General features: G+C 72.8%; 20 protein-coding genes and 2 pseudogenes. 11 read left to right on the top strand and 11 right to left on the bottom strand.

Translation table 11 applies throughout. The annotated features are described in order from the left end of the window. Positions 1 to 50: 50 nt before the first annotated feature. Positions 51 to 911, top strand: a complete 861-nt coding sequence (locus ABZ354_RS16745; RefSeq protein WP_358657306.1) for a DMT family transporter — start codon at positions 51 to 53, stop codon at positions 909 to 911. Between the two features lie 35 nt (positions 912 to 946). Here the strand turns inward: ABZ354_RS16745 and ABZ354_RS16740 are convergent, their stop codons facing one another. After that, positions 947 to 1,711 carry an acyltransferase gene (locus ABZ354_RS16740; protein WP_358657304.1) on the bottom strand — a complete coding sequence of 255 codons (765 nt, stop codon included), beginning with the start codon at positions 1,709 to 1,711 and terminating at the stop codon, positions 947 to 949. 117 nt (positions 1,712 to 1,828) lie between these two features. On the opposite strand from ABZ354_RS16740, the gene ABZ354_RS16735 reads away from it, so the two are divergent. Further along, positions 1,829 to 2,359, top strand: coding sequence for a gamma carbonic anhydrase family protein (locus ABZ354_RS16735; protein ID WP_358657302.1), 531 nt, complete (start codon positions 1,829 to 1,831; stop codon positions 2,357 to 2,359). Between the two features lie 105 nt (positions 2,360 to 2,464). Here ABZ354_RS16735 and ABZ354_RS16730 read toward each other — a convergent pair whose 3' ends face one another. Further along, entirely contained in the window at positions 2,465 to 3,139 is a 675-nt protein-coding gene (locus ABZ354_RS16730; RefSeq protein ID WP_358657300.1) for a DedA family protein, read from the bottom strand. 271 nt (positions 3,140 to 3,410) lie between these two features. Further along, a complete protein-coding gene (locus ABZ354_RS16725) occupies positions 3,411 to 3,848 on the bottom strand; it encodes a DUF4442 domain-containing protein (protein ID WP_358657490.1) in 438 nt (145 codons plus the stop codon). A gap of 452 nt (positions 3,849 to 4,300) precedes the next feature. Here ABZ354_RS16725 and ABZ354_RS16720 point away from each other — a divergent pair, with 452 nt between their 5' ends. Beyond that, a complete protein-coding gene (locus ABZ354_RS16720; RefSeq protein WP_358657299.1) occupies positions 4,301 to 5,320 on the top strand; it encodes a hypothetical protein in 1,020 nt (339 codons plus the stop codon). An 84-nt stretch (positions 5,321 to 5,404) separates the two neighbouring features. Here the strand turns inward: ABZ354_RS16720 and ABZ354_RS16715 are convergent, their stop codons facing one another. The 4 genes and pseudogenes from ABZ354_RS16715 to ABZ354_RS16700 all read right to left on the bottom strand — a co-directional run bounded on the left by ABZ354_RS16715 (position 5,405) and on the right by ABZ354_RS16700 (position 9,655). After that, positions 5,405 to 6,397, bottom strand: a complete 993-nt coding sequence (locus tag ABZ354_RS16715; protein ID WP_358657297.1) for a GNAT family N-acetyltransferase — start codon at positions 6,395 to 6,397, stop codon at positions 5,405 to 5,407. Between the two features lie 103 nt (positions 6,398 to 6,500). After that, positions 6,501 to 7,346, bottom strand: coding sequence for a fused MFS/spermidine synthase (locus tag ABZ354_RS16710; protein WP_358657295.1), 846 nt, complete (start codon positions 7,344 to 7,346; stop codon positions 6,501 to 6,503). A gap of 82 nt (positions 7,347 to 7,428) precedes the next feature. Beyond that, positions 7,429 to 8,594, bottom strand: a pseudogene (gene tuf / locus ABZ354_RS16705) (elongation factor Tu). 303 nt (positions 8,595 to 8,897) lie between these two features. Further along, a pseudogene (locus tag ABZ354_RS16700) lies at positions 8,898 to 9,655 on the bottom strand (DNA alkylation repair protein). A 49-nt stretch (positions 9,656 to 9,704) separates the two neighbouring features. Between ABZ354_RS16700 and ABZ354_RS16695 the strand changes: the two are divergent. The 3 genes from ABZ354_RS16695 to ABZ354_RS16685 all read left to right on the top strand — a co-directional run bounded on the left by ABZ354_RS16695 (position 9,705) and on the right by ABZ354_RS16685 (position 12,011). Next, complete coding sequence (locus ABZ354_RS16695; RefSeq protein ID WP_358657293.1) at positions 9,705 to 10,505, top strand: VTT domain-containing protein; 801 nt, start codon at positions 9,705 to 9,707, stop codon at positions 10,503 to 10,505. A gap of 373 nt (positions 10,506 to 10,878) precedes the next feature. Further along, positions 10,879 to 11,754: an undecaprenyl-diphosphate phosphatase gene (locus tag ABZ354_RS16690; RefSeq protein WP_358657291.1), complete on the top strand. Its 876-nt coding sequence runs from the start codon at positions 10,879 to 10,881 to the stop codon at positions 11,752 to 11,754. A 62-nt stretch (positions 11,755 to 11,816) separates the two neighbouring features. Then, positions 11,817 to 12,011, top strand: a complete 195-nt coding sequence (locus ABZ354_RS16685) for a hypothetical protein (protein WP_358657289.1) — start codon at positions 11,817 to 11,819, stop codon at positions 12,009 to 12,011. A 107-nt stretch (positions 12,012 to 12,118) separates the two neighbouring features. Here the strand turns inward: ABZ354_RS16685 and ABZ354_RS16680 are convergent, their stop codons facing one another. Beyond that, the gene (locus ABZ354_RS16680; RefSeq protein ID WP_358657287.1) at positions 12,119 to 12,859 is read right to left on the bottom strand and encodes an SDR family oxidoreductase; all 741 of its coding nucleotides are present in this window, start codon (positions 12,857 to 12,859) and stop codon (positions 12,119 to 12,121) included. A gap of 267 nt (positions 12,860 to 13,126) precedes the next feature. Here ABZ354_RS16680 and ABZ354_RS16675 point away from each other — a divergent pair, with 267 nt between their 5' ends. The 3 genes from ABZ354_RS16675 to lnt all read left to right on the top strand — a co-directional run bounded on the left by ABZ354_RS16675 (position 13,127) and on the right by lnt (position 17,526). Next, positions 13,127 to 15,190: a restriction endonuclease gene (locus ABZ354_RS16675; protein ID WP_358657286.1), complete on the top strand. Its 2,064-nt coding sequence runs from the start codon at positions 13,127 to 13,129 to the stop codon at positions 15,188 to 15,190. A 181-nt stretch (positions 15,191 to 15,371) separates the two neighbouring features. Further along, a complete protein-coding gene (locus ABZ354_RS16670) occupies positions 15,372 to 15,845 on the top strand; it encodes a nuclear transport factor 2 family protein (protein WP_358657284.1) in 474 nt (157 codons plus the stop codon). A gap of 106 nt (positions 15,846 to 15,951) precedes the next feature. Next, the gene (lnt, locus tag ABZ354_RS16665) at positions 15,952 to 17,526 is read left to right on the top strand and encodes an apolipoprotein N-acyltransferase (RefSeq protein ID WP_358657282.1); all 1,575 of its coding nucleotides are present in this window, start codon (positions 15,952 to 15,954) and stop codon (positions 17,524 to 17,526) included. On the opposite strand, the gene ABZ354_RS16660 is transcribed toward lnt, so the two are convergent. Further along, positions 17,450 to 18,355 (bottom strand): Gfo/Idh/MocA family oxidoreductase, encoded by a 906-nt coding sequence (locus tag ABZ354_RS16660; RefSeq protein WP_358657280.1) that lies wholly within the window; start codon positions 18,353 to 18,355, stop codon positions 17,450 to 17,452. The genes lnt and ABZ354_RS16660 overlap by 77 nt on opposite strands. 343 nt (positions 18,356 to 18,698) lie before the next feature. On the opposite strand from ABZ354_RS16660, the gene ABZ354_RS16655 reads away from it, so the two are divergent. Both ABZ354_RS16655 and ABZ354_RS16650 read left to right on the top strand, forming a co-directional pair. Further along, a complete protein-coding gene (locus ABZ354_RS16655) occupies positions 18,699 to 19,208 on the top strand; it encodes a DinB family protein (RefSeq protein WP_358657279.1) in 510 nt (169 codons plus the stop codon). A gap of 114 nt (positions 19,209 to 19,322) precedes the next feature. Then, entirely contained in the window at positions 19,323 to 19,802 is a 480-nt protein-coding gene (locus ABZ354_RS16650) for a hypothetical protein (RefSeq protein WP_358657278.1), read from the top strand. A gap of 34 nt (positions 19,803 to 19,836) precedes the next feature. On the opposite strand, the gene ABZ354_RS16645 is transcribed toward ABZ354_RS16650, so the two are convergent. Both ABZ354_RS16645 and ung read right to left on the bottom strand, forming a co-directional pair. Further along, a complete protein-coding gene (locus tag ABZ354_RS16645; protein WP_358657276.1) occupies positions 19,837 to 20,358 on the bottom strand; it encodes a hypothetical protein in 522 nt (173 codons plus the stop codon). Between the two features lie 163 nt (positions 20,359 to 20,521). Next, a complete protein-coding gene (ung, locus tag ABZ354_RS16640; protein ID WP_358657274.1) occupies positions 20,522 to 21,205 on the bottom strand; it encodes a uracil-DNA glycosylase in 684 nt (227 codons plus the stop codon). Between the last annotated feature and the right edge of the window lie 13 nt (positions 21,206 to 21,218).

Below are 21,218 nucleotides of genomic sequence, written 5' to 3'. Positions count from 1 at the left end.
GTGTGATGCACCGGATCGTCCATTGCACTGTACTGCGAGGCCACCGCCCCATGACAGCACTCTTCGCTCTCGCCACCAGCCTCCTGTGGGGGCTGGCCGACTTCGGCGGCGGCCTGCTCACCCGGCGGACGCCCGCCCTGACGGTGGTCGTCGTCTCGCAGACCGTGACGGTCGTGGTGCTCGGCACGATCGTCGCCGCCACGGGCGCCTGGAGGGAGGCGGGACCGCTGCTGTGGTTCGCGGCGGCCGCCGGACTGGTGGGCCCGGTGGCGATGCTGACCTTCTACAAGGCGCTCGCCCTGGGCCCGATGGGCGTCGTCTCCCCGCTCTGCTCACTGGGCGTGATCGTCCCGGTCACGCTGGGCCTGGCACTGGGCGAGCGTCCGGGCCCGCTGCAGATCGTCGGCATCGTGGTGGCCGTCGCCGGAGTGTGCCTCGCGGGCGGCCCGCAGTTCCGCGGCGGCGCCCCCGTGCAGCGGCAGGCCATCTGGCTCACGCTGGTGGCGGCCTTCGGGTTCGGCGCGGTGATGGCCCTGATCGCCGAGGCCTCGACCACGGTCACCGGGCTGTTCCTCGCGCTGTTCGTGCAACGCGTGACGAACGTGGCCGCGGGCGGCCTCGCCCTCTGCGTCTCCGTGCGGCGCGGCGCGCCCGCGCTGCCCCCGGCCGGCTTCCCCTGGGCCTCCCTGCCGGCACTGGGCTTCGTCGGCCTGGCGGACGTGGCCGCCAACGGCACGTACTCGATCGCCGCCCGGCACGGCCCGGTCACGGTGGCCGCCGTGCTCGCCTCGCTCTACCCGGTGGTGACGGCGCTCGCCGCGCGGGGCGTGCTGCACGAGCGGCTGCGCGGGGTGCAGGCGGCGGGCGCGGGCCTGGCACTGATGGGCACGGTGCTGCTGGCGAGCGGCTGAGCGCACCCGGGCCGGCCGCCGACGCGCCCGGCGCCTCAGGCCCCGGGCTCCAGCTCGGCGAGCCGGGCCGCCTGCGCCTCGTCCAGCCCCGACAGCGCGAGCAGCTGGTCCGGCGTGACCCCGTCGGGGATCGGCACGGGCGCCGGGGTCCTGAGCGGCGGCTGCCAGCCCTCGCCGGCCGTCCACCGCCGTACGACCCGGGCCGGCGCCCCCGCCACCACGGCATGGTCGGGCACGGTGCCGCGCACCACCGCACCGGCCGCGACGACGACGTTCCGCCCGATGCGCGCGCCCGGCAGGATCACCGCGCCGGTGCCGATCCAGCAGCCCGGCCCGATCTCCACGGGCTCCATCCGCGGCCACTGCCTGCCGATGGGCTGGTGGGGATCGTCGTAGGAGTGGTTCGTGGACGTGACGTAGACGTACGGCCCGACGTAGCAGTCGCTGCCGATGGTGACCGTCGTGTCGGCGATGACATGGCTGCCGCGGCCGAGGACGACACCGTCGCCGATCCGCAGGATGGGCTCCGGCCCGAGGTCGAGGTCCGGCATCAGGCCGGCGGTCAGGGTGACCTGCTCGGCCACGATGCAGTGAGAGCCCAGGTGGATCCACGGTTCACCGAAGACCGTGCCGAGCGGAAAGGCCAGCCTGGTACTGGTTCCCATCGCTCCGAACCGGAACCGCCCGGGGTGCTCGGCGGTCACGGAGCCCGTGCGCTGCACCCAGGCCCAGGCCGCGTGAACGGCGCGCTGCCCGAGGCGGCGCCACCATGACGAGAACGTGTTCTTGTGACGGGGCACCCGCTCACGGTACTCAGCGATCGCCCGAATCGGACATCGCAGGCCTGTGATCTTCACCCCACCGCGGTGGCGTACGGTGCCGGGGAACACCAGGGCAGGGCGAACAGGGAGGCGACGATGGCGCACGAGGCGCTGGTCCGGGGCATCGGCGGCAGGGAACCGAAGGTGGATCCCGAGGCGTTCGTGGCACCGACGGCCTCGGTGGTCGGGGACGTGACGCTGCACGCCGGTGCGAGCGTCTGGTACGGGGCGGTGCTGCGCGGCGACGTCGAGCGGATCAGCGTCGGCGCGAACAGCAACGTCCAGGACAACTGCACGCTGCACGCCGACCCCGGCTTCCCCGTCACGGTCGGCGAGCGGGTGTCCGTCGGCCACAACGCCGTGGTGCACGGCGCGACCGTGGAGGACGGCTGCCTGATCGGCATGGGTGCCACGGTGCTCAACGGCGCGGTGATCGGCGCCGGTTCACTGGTCGCCGCCCAGGCCCTGGTGCCCCAGGGGATGCGGGTGCCCGCGGGGTCCCTGGTGGCCGGGGTGCCCGCCAGGGTGAAGCGCGAGCTGACGGCGGAGGAGCGGGAGGGCATCACCCTCAACGGCGACATGTACGCGGGTCTGGCGCGGGCTCATCGGGACGCGTACGAGGACTGACGGGCGGGCGTACGACGGACGGCCGTCCTCGCACGACGGTGAGCCGTCGGCCGGTGGGCCCCGGGCCGCTGGGCCGCGCGGTCGCGGCCCTGCGCAGGGGCCGGTTCAGTCGCGGGTCGCCGGTGCCGGCTCCGCCGACGTGTCCCCGTCCGAAGCTGCGCCCGCGGCTGTGGCTGCCTGCGCCTTCTTCGCCTTGCGTTTGAGGACCAGCATCGACGTGAGGCCGATCAGGACCGCCAGGACCAGACCCACCCACGAGAAGCGCTTCAGCCAGGCCTCGGCGACCACGCCCACGTAGTAGATGACGGCCGTCGTGCCGCCCGCCCAGAGGATGCCGCCGAGAACGTTGGCCGTGAGGAACTTCCAGTACGGCATGCGCAGTACGCCCGCCAGGGGGCCGGCGAAGATGCGGAGCAGGGCGATGAAGCGGCCGAAGAACACCGCCCACATGCCCCACTTCTCGAAGGACCGCTCGGCCGTCGCGATGTGGCCGTCACTGAAGTGGCCCGGGAACTTCCCGCTCAGCCAGGCCAGCAGCGGCCGTCCGCCGCGGCGTCCGATGGCGTAGCCGATGGAGTCGCCGATCACCGCGCCGACGGTGGCGCAGACGCCGAGGACGATCGGGTCGATGCCGGTGTGCTGGGAGGACAGCAGGGCCGCCGAGACCAGGATGATCTCGCCGGGCAGCGGGATGCCGAGGCTCTCCAGGCCGATGACCAGGCCGACGACGGCGTAGACGGCTGCCGCGGGCACGGTGTCGAGCCATTCCTGGACGTGCAACGCCGGTCCTCCCAGTCTCGTGGATCTCCGCGCCCCGCAGATCTCCGCAGGCGTCTGCGCGTCTTGCAGATCTCCGCATGTCCGCGTCTGCGCGTCCCGCGGATCCGCGCTGCGCGGAGGCACGCCGCGATCGGCGCCCGTCAGGGAAGCCTACCGGGTCACCGGGACACCGCCCCCGCTCCACGCGGCAGCGCACTCCCCCGGTACGAGGCGGGCGCCGGGCGGGGCGAGGTACGGGCCGCGGGCGGCGCGACGGGGCCGAGACGCGAGGTCAGCCGTTGGGACGCAGCGTCCAGACAACCGTCATCTCGGTGGTTACGGCGCCGTCCTCGCGCCGGATGGCGACACTCACCGGGAACTCGGGGCGCCGGCCCGCGTCGAGCTCGGCGACGACCTCGGCGATCGGCCGGCCCAGCGTGGCGGTGGCCGTGACCGGTCCGAGGGCGATCTTCTTGAACGCGATCTCGGCGGTGACGGGCAGCGGCACGGCGCGCGAGAGCTGGTCCCCGAAGGCGGCCAGGACGATCGCGCCGCTGGCGGACTCACCGAGCGTGAACATCGCGCCGGCGTGCGGCCCGCCGACGTGGTTGCGGTACTCGCTCTGGTCCGGGAGTGCCAGGACGGCCTTCTCCGGCGTGGTTTCCAGGTACTCCAGGTTGAGGGTCCGAACCATCGGCACCGTGGCGGCGAGCAGCTCGCCGATCGACATCTGGTCTGCGGTCATACCCGAACGTTACCCATGGGTAGCCTCGGCTGACCAGGGGCGTGTGATGATCGTCGTAACCGCGCGGCTCGGGCGGCCGACCGGGCAGCCGCCCGGGTCGACCGGCGCCCCCGGCACCGGCAGCGGCAGCGGCAGCGGCACCGGCAGCCGAGCGTGTCGGCGCCGAGCAGCCGTCGCAGCGTCGCGCCGCATCCGCACCAGTACGGGCCGGCCACCACGGGCCGGCCCGTACGGCGGGCAGGGCCACTTCGTCTCGTGGTCGTACGTCGGCGCACCGGGGTGTCCGGCGAGAATGGCGGACACCATGGTCCGGGCGATCCTCTCGGCCGTGCGCTCGAGGAGCCGGCCGCATCGAAGCGTCCCCGCCGCGAGTTGCTACGTGCCCGTCAAAGGGCAGTGACCGAACCGTGTCCCTGGCGCCGCTAGGGTGGCTGCCCATGTGGCCAGGACAGCAGCCGCCCGGGGGCGACCAGAACCCGCAGGCGAACAACCCGTACCAGCAGCCCGGATACCAGCAGCCGAACCCGTATCAGCAGCCCGGTTACCAGCAGACCGGTCCCCAGGGCCAGCCCCAGTGGGGCCAGCCCACGGTGCCGATCACCGCGCAGCCGCCCGGCGGAGGGGGCGGCAACCGCACGAAGCTGATCGCGATCATCGCTGCCACGGCCGTCGTCGTGGTCGCCGGTGTCACCGGATTCCTGGTGCTCGGCGGCGACGAGGACGACACGGCGGGCAGCGGCGGCACCAAGGGCGGTGGCGGCGCGACGGTGTCCGCGTCGCCCTCGGAACCGGGCAAGCCGACCGAGTCCGCCACGGGCTCCGACGACAACCCGCGTGGCACCGAGACCGAGAAGCCGACCATCCCCGGCTGGAAGGTCGTCATCAACCCGAAGTGGGGCACGGCCTTCGACGTCCCCGCCGACTGGGAAGTCCAGTCCCCCGGTCTGACGATCGGTTTCGAGGACGACAAGTCCGACGACGGCAAGCCGCTCATCGTGATGTCGGCCCCGGCGATCTACAAGTCCAAGTGGTGCACGACCGACGAGAACAAGGACGGCCGCACCGAGGACACCTCGCTCGCCGCGACCGGCACCAAGGGCGCCAACGGTGCCAAGGACACCGACGAGGTCGCCGTGAACACGGTCGCCTGGTGGGTGTTCGGCGGCTACACGCAGCCCGACAAGAAGAGCATCACCTTCGACAAGAAGGCCAAGGCCTACACGACCAAGGCCGGCATCAAGGGCAGCATCGCCACGGCCAAGTCGAACGGCACGCCGCAGAAGGGCAAGTGCGCGAGCGACGGCAAGGCCTTCACGTTCGGCTTCAAGAACTCGGCCGGCGACTTCGTCTCCTGGAACTTCTACGGCGCCCGCGGCGTCAAGGACGAAGTACCCGACGAGACCATCATGAAGATCCTCAGCACGGTCCGGACGCACGGGGAGCCCACGGGCGGCTGATGCACGACGCCAGGTCCGGACCGGAGTGTTCTGTCACGACTCCCGGTCCGGACCCTCGAACCCGTCGCGGCATGGCCCGCGCGGTCAACCGACGATCACCACGGCGATCATCATGAGCCAGCACATCGCCGTCAGTGCGGGAAGCAGCACCATGAACAGCCCGGTCGGCGATACCTGCAGCCACTCCGAGCCGGTCTCTCCCACCGCCCGGCCGACGATCCGCTGTCCACCGTGCCAGGCCATGCGCTCTTCCAGTTCCGTGACCACCTGCTTACGGGCCAGCAGGTAGCGGCGCCCGTAACGCAGCATCTGGGAGAACGCCACAGCCGCGCAGAATCCGATGGCCGAGATGATCAGGACCAGGCAGCGAGCGAGCCGCTCGGACTTGGCTCCGTCGGGCCCCAGGGCGATGCCGACGGCGGCGGCGAGGCCGGCGGTGATGTACAGGAAGTTGTTCAGTTTCTGCCAGTTGATCGAGTCCTCGTGCTTGTAGAGGTCCACGGCGATGGTGTACTGCGTCTGCAGCATCCCTTCCCGCGGTTGGCGCCGCACCCACACCACGCGCAGGCGGCCGTCCGGGGGCGTGAGCCGGGTCAGCTCCTCAAAGCCGAGCTTGCGGTGGAACCTGCTGGAAGCTTCGTTGGGCGGATCGGAGACGACAGCGGCGATCACGGGGCTCTGCTTCCACTGCTCGAGGACTTGGTAGTACAGCCGCGACGCGATGCCTTGTCTGGCGGCAGAGCGTGACACACAGATTTGCTTGATCACCAGGAAGTTGCCCAGCACCGTCTTGATCCTGCGGTTGAGCCACTCGTCGGCTTCGATCTGCTGGTCGCTGTAGGCCAGCAAAAAGCCGAGAACGTTTCGGCCCTTGACCGCTACGTAGAAGTGCTCGGCCGTGGTCAACCGGGCCCGGTAGGTCTCCACTGCATAGCCCGAGACGAGGAAGCCCTCCGCGGCTGCCGTACTCCGATCCGTACGGTCCAGGCTTCGCGACGCAGCCAGTTCTGCGATCTGCTCGAGGTGCTCCTCTTTCGCACGGACGATCTCGATTGCATCCGCCTCCGCGTCCGCCATCCCCCGCCCCTTCCACCCTTGAATCCGCTCAACGCACCGACTGCCGCTGAGTTGACGTCATATCAGATCCTTTCAGCCTCACCGGCCACACGGAATGCAAAGGTCAGCCAATGCCGAACGAGCCGCCCGGTGGCTCGGGTGAGGGGACGGCGTCCCCGTCCAGGACGGGCCGAGCGGTGCCGGTGAAGTCCCGTAGGGCGGGGCCGTGTTCGACCCGGGCGGGGAACGCGTCGGCGGCGGTCCGCCGGGCCAGGGCTGCGGTGTCGAGGGGTTGGTGCGCGGCGACGAGCACCGCGTTGCCGAAGCGGCGCCCGCGCAGCACGCCCGGCTCGGCGATCAGCACCAGATACTCGAACAGCGCGGCGAAGGTGGCGAGCTGGGAGCGCAGGAAGGCGAACGGCGCCGCGTCGGCGAGGTTCGCCAGGTAGACGCCGCCGTCCCGCAGCACCCGCGCCGCCTCCCCGGCGTACGCGAGGGACGTCAGGTGCGCGGGCACGCGGGAGCCGCCGAAGACGTCGGCGACCAGGACGTCCGCCGAGTCGGCGGGCGCGGACGCCAGCCAGGCGCGCGCGTCGGCCGCGTGCGCCGTGATGCCCGCGCCGTCCGGCAGCGGCAGGTGTCCGGCGACCAGCTCCAGCAGTCCCCGGTCGGCCTCCACGACGTCCTGCCGGGAGCCGGGCCGGGTCGCCGCCACGTACCGCGGCAGAGTGAACGCACCGCCACCGAGGTGCAGGACGTCCAGCGGGCGTCCCGGTTCCGCGACGACGTCCAGGACGTGGCCGAGCCGTCGGGCGTACTCGAACTCCAGGTGCGTCGGCTCGTCGAGGTCGACGTACGACTGCGGCGCACCGTCGACGGTCAGCAGCCACGCCCGCTCCCGGTCCACGTCGGGCATCAGCTTGACGGTGCCGTGATCGGTGACGCGGGTCACGGGTATGGGCTCGTTCACCTGCCCATTGTGCCTGCGTGCAGGAGGGCTCGAGGCCCGCCGACCGGCCGGAACCGGTCGGCGGGCCTTCCCCTGACGCTGTTCAGTGGACGGCGGTCACCGTGCCCGCCCCCACGGTGCGGCCGCCCTCACGGACGGCGAACCCGAGGCCGGGCTCCAGCGGAACCTCCCGGCCCAGTTCCACGGTCATCGACACCGTGTCGCCGGGCCGCGCGACGGCCACGTCACCGAGGTCGACGTCGCCGACCACGTCGGCCGTCCTGATGTAGAACTGCGGCCGGTAGCCGGTGGAGACGGGCGTCGTGCGTCCGCCCTCGCGGGCCGACAGCACGTACACCCGCGCGGTGAACCGCCGCCGCGGCCGGACGCTGCCGGGCGCGGCCACCACGTGCCCGCGCCGTACGGCGTCCCGGGGCACGCCGCGCAGCAGTACCGCCACGTTGTCCCCGGCCTGCGCCTCCTCCATGGGCTTGCCGAAGGTCTCCAGCCCGGTGACGACGGTGCCGACGCCGGCGCCGAGCACCTCCACCCGGTCCCCCACGCGGAGCGTGCCGCGCTCGATGGCGCCGGTGACGACCGTGCCGCGGCCGGTGATGGTGAGCACGTTCTCCACCGGCAGCAGGAACGGGGCGTCCACGTACCGTTCCGGCATCGGGACGTACGTGTCCACCGCGTCGAGCAGCGCCTCGACCGACGCCGTCCAGCGCGGGTCGCCCTCCAGCGCCCCGAGACCCGTACGACGGGCACGGCGTCGCCGCCGTAGCCGTGCGCGGTGAGCAGGTCGCGGACCTCCAGTTCGACGAGGTCGATGAGCTCCTCGTCGCCCGCGTCGGCCTTGTTGAGGGCGACGACGATGTGGTCGACGCCGACCTGCCGGGCGAGCAGGACGTGCTCGGCGGTCTGCGGCATGATCCCGTCGAGCGCGGAGACGACGAGGATCGCCCCGTCGAGCTGCGCGGCACCGGTGACCATGTTCTTGACGTAGTCGGCGTGGCCGGGCATGTCGACGTGGGCGTAGTGCCGGGTGTCGGTCTCGTACTCGACGTGCGCGATGTTGATGGTGATGCCGCGCGCCGCCTCCTCCGGGGCACGGTCGATGCGGTCGAAGGAGACGTACCGGGTGGCGGCGCCGCGGTCGGCGAGGACCTTGGTGATGGCGGCGGTCAGGGTGGTCTTGCCGTGGTCGACGTGACCCATGGTGCCGATGTTCAGATGCGGTTTGGTGCGGACGTAGGCCGTCTTGGGCATGGCGACACCTCGAAGTCGTGAGGGTGACGGGCGAGGTCCCGGCGGCGCTGCGGGCGCTCGGCCGGGACGGGGACCCCGGGGAACTCGCCGACCCTCCCCCTGCGGGGTCCGCCGGTCGATCCGGGGAGGGTCAGCTTCGGGCGCCGTCGACGGCGGCCAGGTACGCGCGCACGGCAGCCTTCGGGGCATCCGCGACGGCGGATGCTGCGAGGTGGAAGGCGTACCGGAACATGGCGTCGATCATCGCCGCCGGCCCGCTCCGCGTCGAACGGTTTTCCCCGCCCGCCGGTTCGGCCGGTCCGCTCAGGCCGGTCCGCCGGTTCGGGCCGGTCCCCCGATGTTCTTCAGCGCTTCGCGCACCGACAGCGGCGCGAGGCTGTCTCCCTCCCGCGCGAGGAAGTCCCGTACGGCGTCGGCGTCGGTCTTGGCGTACTCGCGCAGGCACCAGCCGATCGCCTTGCGGACGAAGAAGTCCTGGTGCCCGGCCTGCCGCAGGCAGTAACCGAAGAGGCGTGCGGTGTCGGTGCGTTCCCTGTAGCGCAGTTGGTGGAGCAGGGCGCTGCGGGCGAGCCACAGGTCGTTGTCCTCGATCCACGCGTCCATGTCCGCGGTGAGGCCGCGGTCGGCGGCCACGAGCCCGCCGACCACGTGCGCGGCGAGCAGGTCGACGGTGTCCCACCACGGGACGGTGGTGACGCGTGCCGGACGACCGGCAGGACGGCGGAGGAGCAGCGCCCGGCGTGGTGGCGCAGGTAGTCGACGGCGAAGTAGTGGTACTCGCGTTCCGGCAGCCGCCAGCAGCGCAGCGCGACGGCGGCGCAGTCACGCTCGGCGGGCCGCGGCATGCCCTTCAGGACGGTGCGGGACAGGGCGCGGCGGACGGGCGCGGCCAGGCCGAGGAACGGGGCGACGTCCTTCATGTACGCGCGCATGGCCGGGGCGCGTCCGGGATCGGCCGCGGCGCCGTAGGTGGCGGTGAGCCGCTCCAGCACGGTGTCGGCGAGCGCGCTGCCGGGGATTTCCGGTGCGGCCCCGGGTGTCTCGTCGGCGGTGACAGCCATGAGACAGACCATACGGCGATCACATCATCTTGTCGGTTAGTGTCACCGGATGCCCGATGCCACCACCCGCTCTGGAGGCACCGCCACGGCTCCTCCCCGGGCCGCCACCACCGAGCTTGCCGTCACCGTTCCCGCGGTGACGGCCGTTGCGGCTGTTCCGTCCGTCGTCGCGGTGGGTTTCGCCGCGCGCTGCACGAGAGCCCTGCTGTCGCCGTGGGCGCGGCTGGCGCTGCTGGTGGTGCTGCTGGCGGCGGGGGCGTCGGCGGTGCTGGTGTTCGAGCCGCAGAAGGTGCTGACGGACGGCTGGCCGCCGCAACTCGGCGGTGCGGCCGCGGCGCTGGTGTTCGTGGTGGCGTACGGGCTGTGCACGGTGGCGTTCGTGCCGCGACCGTTGCTGAACCTCGCGGCGGGGGCGCTGTTCGGCCCGCTGCTGGGGCTGGGCTCGGCTCTCGCGGGCACGGTCCTGGGCGCCGGGATCGCGTTCTGTCTCGGCCGGCTGCTGGGGCAGGAGGCGCTGCGGCCGTTGCTGCGGGGCCGGGTGCTCCGGGCGGCCGACGGGCAGCTCAGCCGGCACGGTTTCCGTTCGATGCTGGCGGCGCGGCTGTTCCCCGGGGTGCCGTTCTGGGCGGCGAACTACTGCGCGGCCGTCTCCCGCATGGGCCTGCTGCCGTTTCTGCTCGCGACGGGTCTCGGCTCGATCCCGAACACCGCCGCGTACGCGGTGGCGGGTGCCCGCGCGTCGACGCCGACGTCCCCGGCGTTCCTGATCGCGCTGGCCTGTATCGCCGTACCCGCGCTGGTGGGCGTGGTGGTGGCCTGGCACAAGCGCCACCACTTGCGCGCACACTGACGGCGGGCGGCGAGCGGGGCGCCACGATCCCTTTCGCCCTGTCGGCGCCACCGGCTGCCGGCCGACGGCGGGGCGGGGCGTCACACCGCGTTGCGCGGATCATGGCGTCGGCGAGTCCGCCCGCCTCGCACATCGTCCGCAGGCCGTGACGGGCCCGGCCGTCCTCCGGGACGGGCGGCACCCGGCACGTCGTGACCGCAGAGGCCCGCGAGTGCCTCGGGGACCCCCTGCCGGGGCGAAACCCCCGTGTCGGGAGGGTCGTCCGAGGACGCTACGCTGCCCCTCGGCACGCACCTGATCCTTGATCACCACTCCCGGGCGGCTCGGTGTGCCCGTCGCCCGTTCCACGATCGGCGCTTGGACTCCGTACCTCATGTCTTGGTTTGAATCCCTCATCCTCGGACTCGTCCAGGGGCTGACCGAGTTCCTTCCCGTCTCCTCCAGCGCGCACCTGCGGCTGACGGCGGCCTTCTCCGGCTGGGAGGACCCGGGCGCGGCCTTCACCGCGATCACGCAGATCGGTACGGAGGCCGCGGTGCTGATCTACTTCCGCAAGGACATCGGGCGGATCATCTCGGCGTGGTTCCGCTCGCTGGCCGACAAGTCGATGCGCGGCGACCAGGACGCGCGCATGGGCTGGCTGGTGATCGTCGGCTCGATCCCGATCGGCGTGCTGGGTGTGACGCTGAAGGACCAGATCGAGGGGCCGTTCCGCGATCTGCGGATCACGGCGACGATGCTGATCGTCATGGGCGTCGTCCTCGGCGTCGCGGACCGGCTCGCCGCCCGCGACGAGTCCGGCGGGCGGCACCGCGCCCCCATGCAGCGCAAGGGCCTTCAGGACCTCGGCGTCCGGGACGGCCTGATCTACGGCGCCTGCCAGGCGATGGCGCTGATCCCGGGTGTCTCCCGGTCGGGCGCGACGATCAGCGGCGGTCTGTTCATGGGCTACACGCGCGAGTCGGCGGCCCGTTACTCCTTCCTGCTCGCCGTCCCCGCGGTCCTCGCGTCCGGCCTGTTCGAACTCAAGGACGCGATGGAGGACGACCATGTCGCCTGGGGTCCGACGATCTTCGCGACGGTCATCGCTTTCGCGGTGGGTTATGTCGTTATCGCCTGGTTCATGAAGTTCATCAGCACGAAGTCCTTCATGCCGTTCGTCTGGTACCGCATCGTCCTGGGCATCGTCATCATCGTGCTGGTCACCATGGGTGCCCTCAGCCCGCACGCGGCGGAGTCGGCCGGCTGAGCGGACCGTCTGCGTAGCCGCTCGGTAGCGCAGTGTCAGTGTTTGGCCCTACCCTGGGGCACATGTCCCCCGATTCCGTGACCCCGGTTTCGCCGTCACCGGATTCCGTGCGGCCGGCCGCCGAGGTCAACGAGCAGATCCGCTCCCTGTGGCTGCGCGCCGGTGGCTCCCTGTCCGCCCAGGAGCGCGAGGAGTACGAGCTGCTGGTCATCGAGTGGGCGGCCGCGATCCGCAGCACGGTGATCGAGGCGGCCTGAGCCGGGACACCGGACCGCACAAGGGGACGCGGGCCGGCCGGGGCCCCCGGCCTCCACCACCGCTCCGGTCCCGCACCGGCACCGGAGCCGTCCCCGGCCCCAGGCCCTCAGCGTCCTCCCGCCACCCGCAGCACCGCCCCCGTCGTGTACGACGCCTCCGGCGACATCAGCCAGGCCACGGCCGCCGCGATCTCCTCGACCCGGCCCGGCCGGCGCAGCGGAGTCGCGGGCGCCAGCCGCCACGGCCGGCCGGGGTCGCCCATCGCCGCGTGGATGTCTGTCTCGACGGTCCCCGGCGCGACCGCGTTGACGCGGACGCCGTCCGGGCCGAGTTCCTTGGCCAGGCCCACGGTCAGCGCGTCCACCGCGGCCTTCGTCGCGGCGTAGTGCACGTACTCGTCCGGGCTGCCGAGGGTCGCGGCGGCCGACGACACGTTCACGATGGCCCCGCTGCCGCGCGGCACCATCGACTGCGCGGCCCGTCGCGCGCACAGCAGTACGCCGAGCAGGTTGACGTCGACGACGCGACGCAGGTCGGCGGTGTCCGCGTCGACGAGCCGCCCCAGCATGCCGGTCACACCGGCGTTGTTCACCAGCCCGGTCACCGGTCCGAGTTCCCGCTCGGCGGTGTCGAAGAGGCGCTCCACACCGGCCTCGTCCACCGTGTCCACCGCCACGGTCACCGCGCGCGCCCCCGCGTCACGGACCCCGTCCGCCACCGTACCGGCGGCCTCGGCGTCCCGGACGTACCCCACGACGACGTCATGGCCGTCCGCCGCGAGCCGCAGGCAGGTGGCGGCGCCGATGCCCCGGCTGCCACCGGTCACCACCGTCACGGGACGGGACATGAGGTACCTCCACTGGTGCGGCCCGGCCGATCATGCGCGCTCAGCTTCTCAGACGGCCCGGCGCCTCGTCGGGCCGGGACACCGCCGCTTCACGGGGCCGTCCCGCGGTCCTGCCGTGCGGTGCGGCCACAGCCCCTCCAACCTGCGGCGAAGCCGACCCCCGGCGGCTGCTGACGCGTGGTTATGCGGGCCGGTGATTGCTGGATAGAGTCGCCCCGTTACAACTGGTTGTGGGGCAACCAGTGCCTTGGGGAGGGCTTGCAGCACATGAGTCGTCGCTCGACTGGTCATGTCGGTGTCTGGGCCGAGATGCAACGGCAGCAGCAACGCCAGCTGGAGGCGGAGGCCGGGCGGCGGAGGCGGGAAGAGCAACAGGCGCGTTCCTATCAACGCCGAGCCGCCCAGAGTCACCGCGAGTACAAGCAGGCCGAGGCGCTTCGACGCACGGAGGAACTGGACGCCCGGGTCGCGTCGCTGCGGGGGCTTCTGGCCGCGGGATGCCGGGCTCCGGCCTTCCGGGCTTCCTCCCTGATGCGTGCCGAGGAGGTTCAGCCCTTCTCCCCGGGAGCGCTCGCGCAGCCGGTTGCGATGCCGGACCCGAGTCACTACCAGGCGCAGGGCGGCGGGTGGACCGCGGGACGCCGTGCCCAGGCCCAGGCCGAGGCGCGGGCGCGCTTCGAACGTGACTGGCACGCGGCCCAGGCCGCGGAGGCGCAGCGGCAGCAACAGCTCCAGTCGTACCGACGGGAGTACCAGCAGCGGGCCGATGCCCGGCTGGCGGACGTACGGCGGCACAACGCCGGGGTCGTCGCGGTGACCGAGGGCGTGGGGCGCCGGGAGCCCGAGGCCGTCGTCGAGTACTTCTCGGCCGCTCTCTACTCCTCGACCGCATGGCCCGAGGGGTTCCCGCGCCAGGTCGCGGCGGCCTACGACCCTGCGGCCCGGCAGCTGGTGCTGGACTGGGAGCTGCCCGCGTACGACATCGTGCCCGAGGTCAAGTCCGTCCGGTACATGTCCTCGACCGACCAGTACAAGGAGACTCCGCGCCCGGCGGGGCAGCGCCGGGCGCTGTACAAGGAGGTTCTCGCCCAGTGCGTCCTGCTCGTTCTCCACGAGCTCTTCGCCGCTGACGCATTCGGTGCGCTCGAGTCGGTGGCCCTGAACGGGTTCGTGGACGGACACGACCCCACGACCGGCCGGCCGGGCCACATCGTCCTGGCCACGGTCATGGCCGCGCGCTCCTCCTTCTCGGACCTGCATCTGGCGCAGGTGGACGCGGGCAGCTGCCTGGCCGACGCGCTGCGGGGGCAGCTCTCGGCACGGCCGGACCAGCTCGCCCCGGTACGGCCCGGCCGCCGGCCCCAGGACGTCGGGAATCGTGTGGTCGCCCACGGCGGCGACGAAGAACCGAACCTGTACGAGATGGACCCCCTCGCCTTCGAGGAACTCGTGGCCGAGCTCTTCGAGGCCATGGGAATGCAGGCGGTGACGACGCAGCGTTCGAACGACGGTGGTGTGGACGTCAGGGCGCTGGACCCCGCGCCGATCCGGGGCGGGCAGATCATCGTCCAGGTGAAGCGCTACCGCGGCACGGTGCCGCCCACCGCGGTGCGCGACCTGTACGGCACCGTGCAGGACGCCGGCGCCAACAAGGGCGTCCTCGTGACCACGTCCGGGTTCGGGCCCGGCTCGCACACCTTCGCCAACGGCAAGCCCCTGGAGCTGGTCTCGGGCACCGAGCTCGTCGATCTGCTGCACCGCCACGGGCTGCGCGGGCGGCTGGGCGAGAAGGGCCGGCGGGTCCCGGCGCAGCCGGCCCCGCCGGCCGCGGACACCTCGTTGCCCGACGACTACAACGTCCTCGGCATGTCGTGGGCCGGAAGCGTCGCCCTGGACGTGTGTGCGCTCGTCTGCCGGGGCGGCCGGGTCCTCGGCGACGACCACTTCGTCTTCTACAACAACCCGCGCACGCCGGACGGCGCCGTACGCGCCCTGCCCGCCACCGCGCCCGACAAGGCCGCGGTCTGTGTCTCCTTCGACGGCCTGCCGGACGAGGCCGATCGCTTCGTCCTGGTCGCCGCCATCGACCCCGAGGTCAACCCGGACGCGGACCTGTCCGGTTTCACGGACGCCCGCATCCGCCTGCTCGACCCGACGCTGACCGAGCTGGGACAACTCGAGGTGTCCGACGGGCGAGCGGGTGAGACCGCCCTGGTGCTCGGGTCCTTCCGGCGACGGTCCAACGGGGACTGGGACTTCGTCCTGGGCGGCAGGGGCTACACGGGCGGCCTGGAGGAACTCGTACGGGACTTCGGCATCGACGTCGAGTAGGACCGGACCGGACCGCCGCGCGAGGGGACCGACGCGGTGTGGAACACGTATCGCCGCTGCGTGATGCGGCGGGCCGGTCGAGCCGCGCCGTCGTCACGCGTCCCGGCCCCCGGCCGCGGGGAAAACGCCATGTCGCCGCGTAACCCTTGGCGTGGCTCTTCCCGTGCCCAAGACTGTGGCGATGACGCAGCGCGTAGAACTCGCCACCGTCCGGGACCGGCTCGCCATCGACGACGTGATCACCGACTTCGCGATCGCCGTCGGGGACGGTGACTGGACGGCGTACCGGTCGCTCTTCGCCCCGCGGGGCCGCGCCGACTACCGGGCGGCGGGTGGCATCGAGGGGGAGGCCGGGGAGGTCGCAGACTGGCTCGCCGGGCGCCGGGACGGGTTTCCGGCGCGGCAGCATCTCGTCGTCAACCGGCAGTTGCGTTTCGGGGTCTGGGAGCAGGACAGCGGCGACACGGCCCGCGTCCGCGCCGACTACGTCAGCCCGGTGGTCCCGGCCGGGGACGACGCGTCCGTCCGGATGTACGGCGGCCGGTACGGCTTCGCCCTGCTGCGTACGCCGGACGGCTGGCGGCTGAGCGGGGTGGTCGCCGAGGAGCGGTGGCACCGCGCTCCCGGCGACCCCGCCTCACCTGCGATCCGCTGAAGCAAGGCACCTCCGGCCGCACCCGGGCCGGCCGCCTGCCGACGCGCATGCCCCCGGATCGCGCGCGGCGTGCACACCGGAGGCTTGCGCGGGGTAGGAGGCGCGCATGATGACGCTCGGCGAATGGCTCGCCTCCCCGTGGCGGCGCTCGACCACTGCCGCACTGGCGGGTGCCCTGCCCGTCCTGGCCTTCCCCGCCCCGTCCCTGTGGTGGTGCGCGTACGTCGCGCTGGTGCCGTGGCTGCTGCTCGCCCGGACCGCGCCGACGGCGCGACGGGCGGCGTACGACGGCTGGTGCGGCGGGTTCGGATTCATGCTGGTGATGCACCACTGGCTGCTGCCGTTCCTGCACGTGTTCACGGTCGTCATCGCCGCGCTGCTCGGGGTGCTGTGGGCGCCGTGGGGTCTGCTGGTGCGGCGGCTGCTGGGCGGGGCGCCCTCCCGGCGGCGGGTGGGCGCGGCGCTTCTCGTGCTGCCGTCGGGCTGGCTGCTGGCCGAACTGGTCCGCTCGTGGGAGGGGCTCGGCGGCCCCTGGGGCATGCTCGGGGCGAGCCAGTGGCAGGTGGAGCCGGCACTGCGGCTGGCGTCGGTGGGCGGGGTGTGGCTGCTGAGCTTCCTGCTGGTCGCAGTGAACGTCGCGGTGGCGGTCCTCGTCGCGATTCCGCGGACCCGGGTCCCCGCCGTGGCGGGACTGGTCGCGACCGCTGCCGTCACCTCGGCGGCGTGGGTGTGGTCGCCGCGCCCCGACGTGGACGACCGGGTCGAGATCGCCGTTGTGCAGCCGGGTGTCGTCTCCGGCGCGAACGGCGTCGAGCGGCGTTTCGACCGCCAGGAGCAGCTCACCCGGCGACTCGCCGGCCAGGACGTGGACCTGGTCGTGTGGGGCGAGAGCAGCGTCGGATTCGACCTGCGGGACCGGCCGGACCTGGCTGATCGCCTCGTGTCGCTGTCCCGGGCCACGGGTGCGGAGATCCTGGTCAACGTGGACGCGCGGCGCTCCGACAAGCCCGGTATCTACAAGAGTTCCGTGCTGGTCGGACCGGACGGCCCGACCGGGGACCGTTACGACAAGATGCGCCTCGTGCCGTTCGGCGAGTACGTCCCGGCCCGCTCCCTGCTCGGCTGGGCGACGTCCGTCGGCCGGGCGGCGGGCGAGGACCGCAGGCGCGGCGGCGGGCAGGTCGTGATGGACGTGGGCGACGGGCTGCGGATCGGGCCCATGGTGTGCTTCGAGACCGCGTTCCCCGACATGAGCCGGCATCTCGCGGGCGACGGCGCGGACGTTCTGCTCGCGCAGTCGTCGACGTCGACCTACCAGCAGACCTGGGCCCCCGGGCAGCACGCCTCGCTGGCGGCGCTGCGGGCCGCCGAGACCGGCCGCCCGATGGTGCACGCGACGCTGACCGGTGTCTCCGCGGTGCACGGCCCGGACGGCGCCCGCGTCGGCCCCTGGCTCGGCACGGACACCGTCGGGGCGCGGGTGTACGACGTTCCGCTCGCGCACGGCACCACGCCGTACGTCCGCTTCGGTGACTGGCCCGCGCACGCCGCGCTGCTGGTCCTCGCCGTCTGGGTCGCGGCCGAGGGGGTACGGGCCGGGCGCCTCAGGCGGTCCGCTCCTGAACCTCCCGCACCACCCGCTCGCACAGCTCATGAGTCTCCAGCGCGTCCCGGGCGCTGAGCACCTGGCCCGCCCGCACCGCCTCCAGGAAGGCCAGCGCCGCCTGTTCGATGCCGCGTTGCCGTGCCACCGGCACCCAGTCGCCGCGCCGCCGCACGGTCGGCTGGCCCTTGTGGTCGATCACCTCGGCGAGGTTGACCACCTGGCGCTTGGTGTCCTGACCGGAGACCTCCAGGATTTCCTCGGCGGAGCCGCTGAGCCGGTTCATCACGCCGAGCGCGGTGAAGCCGTCCCCGGCGAGCTGGAGCACGACGTGGTGCAGCAGGCCGTCCTCGACGCGGGCGCGCACGGTCACGTCGTCCACGGGGCCGGGCACGAGGAAGCGGAGCGTGTCGACGACGTGGATGAAGTCGTCCAGGATCATCGTGCGCGGTGGCTCCGGCAGCCCGATCCGGTTCTTCTGCATGAGGATCAGCTCGCGCGGATGGTCGGCGCACTGCGTGTACCCGGGTGCGAAACGGCGGTTGAAGCCGACGGCGAGGCTCACCCCGCGGTCCTCGGCGAGGGTCACGAGCCGCGTCGACTCGGCGAGTGTGTGGGCGAGCGGCTTGTCGACGTACGTGGGGACGCCCGCCTCCAGCAGCCGGGTCGCGATCTCCGGGTGGACGGCGGTCGGCGCGTGCACGAACGCGGCGTCCAGGTCCTGGGCGAGCAGCGCGTCGAGGTCCGTGTGACGCTGCGCGGGCGGCAGGTGGAGGCCGTCGGCGACCCGGGTGAGGGTGGCGGGCGTGCGGGTCTGCAGGTGCAGTTCGACGCCGGGCAGGGAGGCGAGGACGGGAAGGTAGGCCTTCTGCGCGATGTCGCCGAGTCCGATGCAGCCGACCTTCACGGGGTGCTCTCCTCTGCCGGGTGCCTGCCGACCGCTCGCCGGCGCCACCGGCGGTCTGCCGTCGCCCGGCGGTGGTCGGCCGGGTTCTGCCGAAGCATACGGTGCGTCCGTTTCTCTCCGCTCGCGGCTTCGTGCGAGCGGGCGGTGCCCGGGCGGCCGCCGGTCGGCGATGCCGTCGAGGCCACGCGGGAAGGGCGCGGGTCCGGCGGGCGGTGGCTCGGTAGTCCGGCCAAGGTGCCGGGCCGGGCGGAAGTGCGGACGGGCCCGCGGAGAGGCCGGCCGGCGTGCCGAGCCGGAGAGAATCTGATGGTGGGACCGGACGGCCGTGGGTGACGATGCGGACATGACGAGTGAACGCAGTCTCCCCTCCACCACCGCCGACGAACGCGCCATGCTGGAAGGCTGGCTGGACTACCACCGGCAGACTCTGGCCCACAAGTGCGAGGGGTTGAGTGACGCCCAGCTCAGGACCGCTTCCGCCGCGCCCTCCGACCTGACCCTGATGGGCCTGGTGCGGCACATGGCGGAGGTGGAACAGCACTGGTTCCGCAGGGTGCTCATGGCCGACGACTCGAAACCCCTCTACTCCAGCGAGGCCGACCCGGACGGCGAGTTCCACCTCACCGAGGAGGACACCTGGCAGGAGGCCCGCGCCGCCTGGCAGGCGGAGATCGACACCGCGCGGCGCAACGCGGCCGGCCTCGGCCTGGACGACGTGGGCCGCGGACGCAGCCGTCTCGCCGGCACCATCAGCCTGCGCTGGATCTACACGCACATGATCGAGGAGTACGCCCGCCACAACGGCCACGCCGACCTGCTCCGCGAGCGCATCGACGGCGCGACCGGCGACTGACGTCACCCCGCGCCGCCGCGCCCCCCTCCGTACGGGGCGGGGAGATCACCCGTGCGGGGCATAGTGCGCCCGTCCGGCGCCCCCGGCGCCCGCCGAGCCAGCAGAGTGGCGCCCGTGCATCGAACGACGACCAGCGCAACGCTCCTGGTGACCATGGCGGTCTCCGTCCTGACCGGCTGTGTGACGGTCGAGCGTCCGTCCCTGGCGGGCGTCTCGGCGGCTCCCGCCCGGCCGCCGGCGCCCGGCGCGGACGAGCGGCAGCAGCCGCGCATCGTGCAGGCCCCGGCCCGCGAGGCGCTGGACCGCGTCTCCCCCTCCCGCGAGGCGGAACCGGACCCTTCGGCCCCGCGCCGCCCGTCGGCGCCGGCCCCCGGGCGGGACGGGCAGCCCGAGCGGTCCCGGCAGCCCCCGCACCTCCGGCCGGCGCCCCCCGTACCACTGCCCCCGCGCGCCGACCTCCCCGGCCTGGCGGACGACATCCATGAGGACGTCCGCGGTGGCGACACCGACGTGTGCGCCCTGGGAGACAAGTACGGCGGCTGGCGCCAGGGCAGCCCCGAATCCGCCATCTGCCGCGAGGCACAGGGGAGGTGAGAGGCAGCCCCCGCACGAACCGGCGCGGGAGCCCTTACGGCCGCTGCCTCGGCGGTCGCGGGCCGGGCCCGTCCGCCGGGCCGTCTTCCCGCAGCCGGGTCTCCAGACGCCCGATCGCCGCCCGTACTCCGTTGCCGTAACCGTCGTCCGCGAGGAACTCCGACGCGACGCGGGCGCGGCGCAGATGGGCGCGGGCGGCCCGGCCGTGGCCGAGTTTGAGGTAGTCGGCGGCGAGGTTCAGCTGCAGGGACGGGTACAGGGAGCGGACCGCGAGGGCGCCGTCCTGAGGGGCTACGCGGTCGTCGGCGATTTCCCCGGCGGCCGTGAGCGCCCTGAGGTCCCAGGCCAGCTCGTCCGCGGGGTCGTCCTGCGTGTCGGCCATGTAGTGGGCGAGCGTGCACCGGTGCAGCGGGTCGCCGTCCTCGCCGATCTCGGCCCACAGGTCCAGGAAACGCCGTTGGGCCTCCTCGCGGTCCCCGGCGTGATGCAGCATCACCACCTGGCCGATCCGCGTCATCACGGCGTCCGGCGCCGCCTGCTCCTGTCGCTCCGCCACCGTGTCCTCCGCGCTCGCCGGCTGTCACCGCCGACGCTAACCGCCGACACGGGCGAGACCCGTCATGCCGCACCGGACCGGCCCGGCGAGGGGCCTGCGGCCGGCACGCGGGACATGCACGGCAGGCACCGGGCCGGCCCGGTGAGGGACCGGCCCGGGCGGGTCAGCCGAGGTTGGGGATGCGCCAGTCGACCGGCTGATGGCCCTGCAGCGCGATCGCCTCGTTGATCTGCGTGAACGGGCGGGAGCCGAAGAACTTCTTCGCCGACAGCGGCGAGGGGTGCGCCCCCTTCACCACCACGTGCCGCGTGGCGTCGATCAGCGGCAGCTTCTTCTGCGCGTAGTTCCCCCACAGGACGAACACGGCCGGGTCGGGCCGCTCGGCGACCGCGCGGATCACCGCGTCCGTGAACCTCTCCCAGCCCTTGCCCTTGTGCGAGTTGGCCTCACCGGCGCGGACCGTGAGCACCGCGTTGAGCAGCAGGACGCCCTGCTCGGCCCACGGCATCAGGTAGCCGTTGTCCGGGACGGGCGTGCCCAGCTCCTCGTGCAGCTCCTTGTAGATGTTCCTGAGGGACGGCGGAACGCGGACGCCGGGGCGGACCGAGAAGCACAGACCATGGCCCTGGCCCTCGCCGTGATAGGGGTCCTGCCCCAGAATCAGCACCTTGACCTTGTCGTACGGCGTCGCGTCCAGCGCCGCGAAGACCTCCTCGCGCGGCGGATAGACGGGACCCCTCGCCCGCTCCTCCTCGACGAACTCGGTCAGCTCCTTGAAGTAGGGCTGCTGCAGTTCGTCGCCCAGAACCCCGCGCCAGGACTCGGGCAGCATGGCGATGTCGGTCACGTCAATTCCTCAC

This window comes from Streptomyces sp. NPDC005925, from assembly GCF_040638805.1.
Classification (GTDB): Bacteria; Actinomycetota; Actinomycetes; order Streptomycetales; family Streptomycetaceae; genus Streptomyces.
The sequence above is the reverse complement of the archived record's forward strand: the minus strand, read 5'-3'. Positions and strand labels throughout refer to the sequence as shown.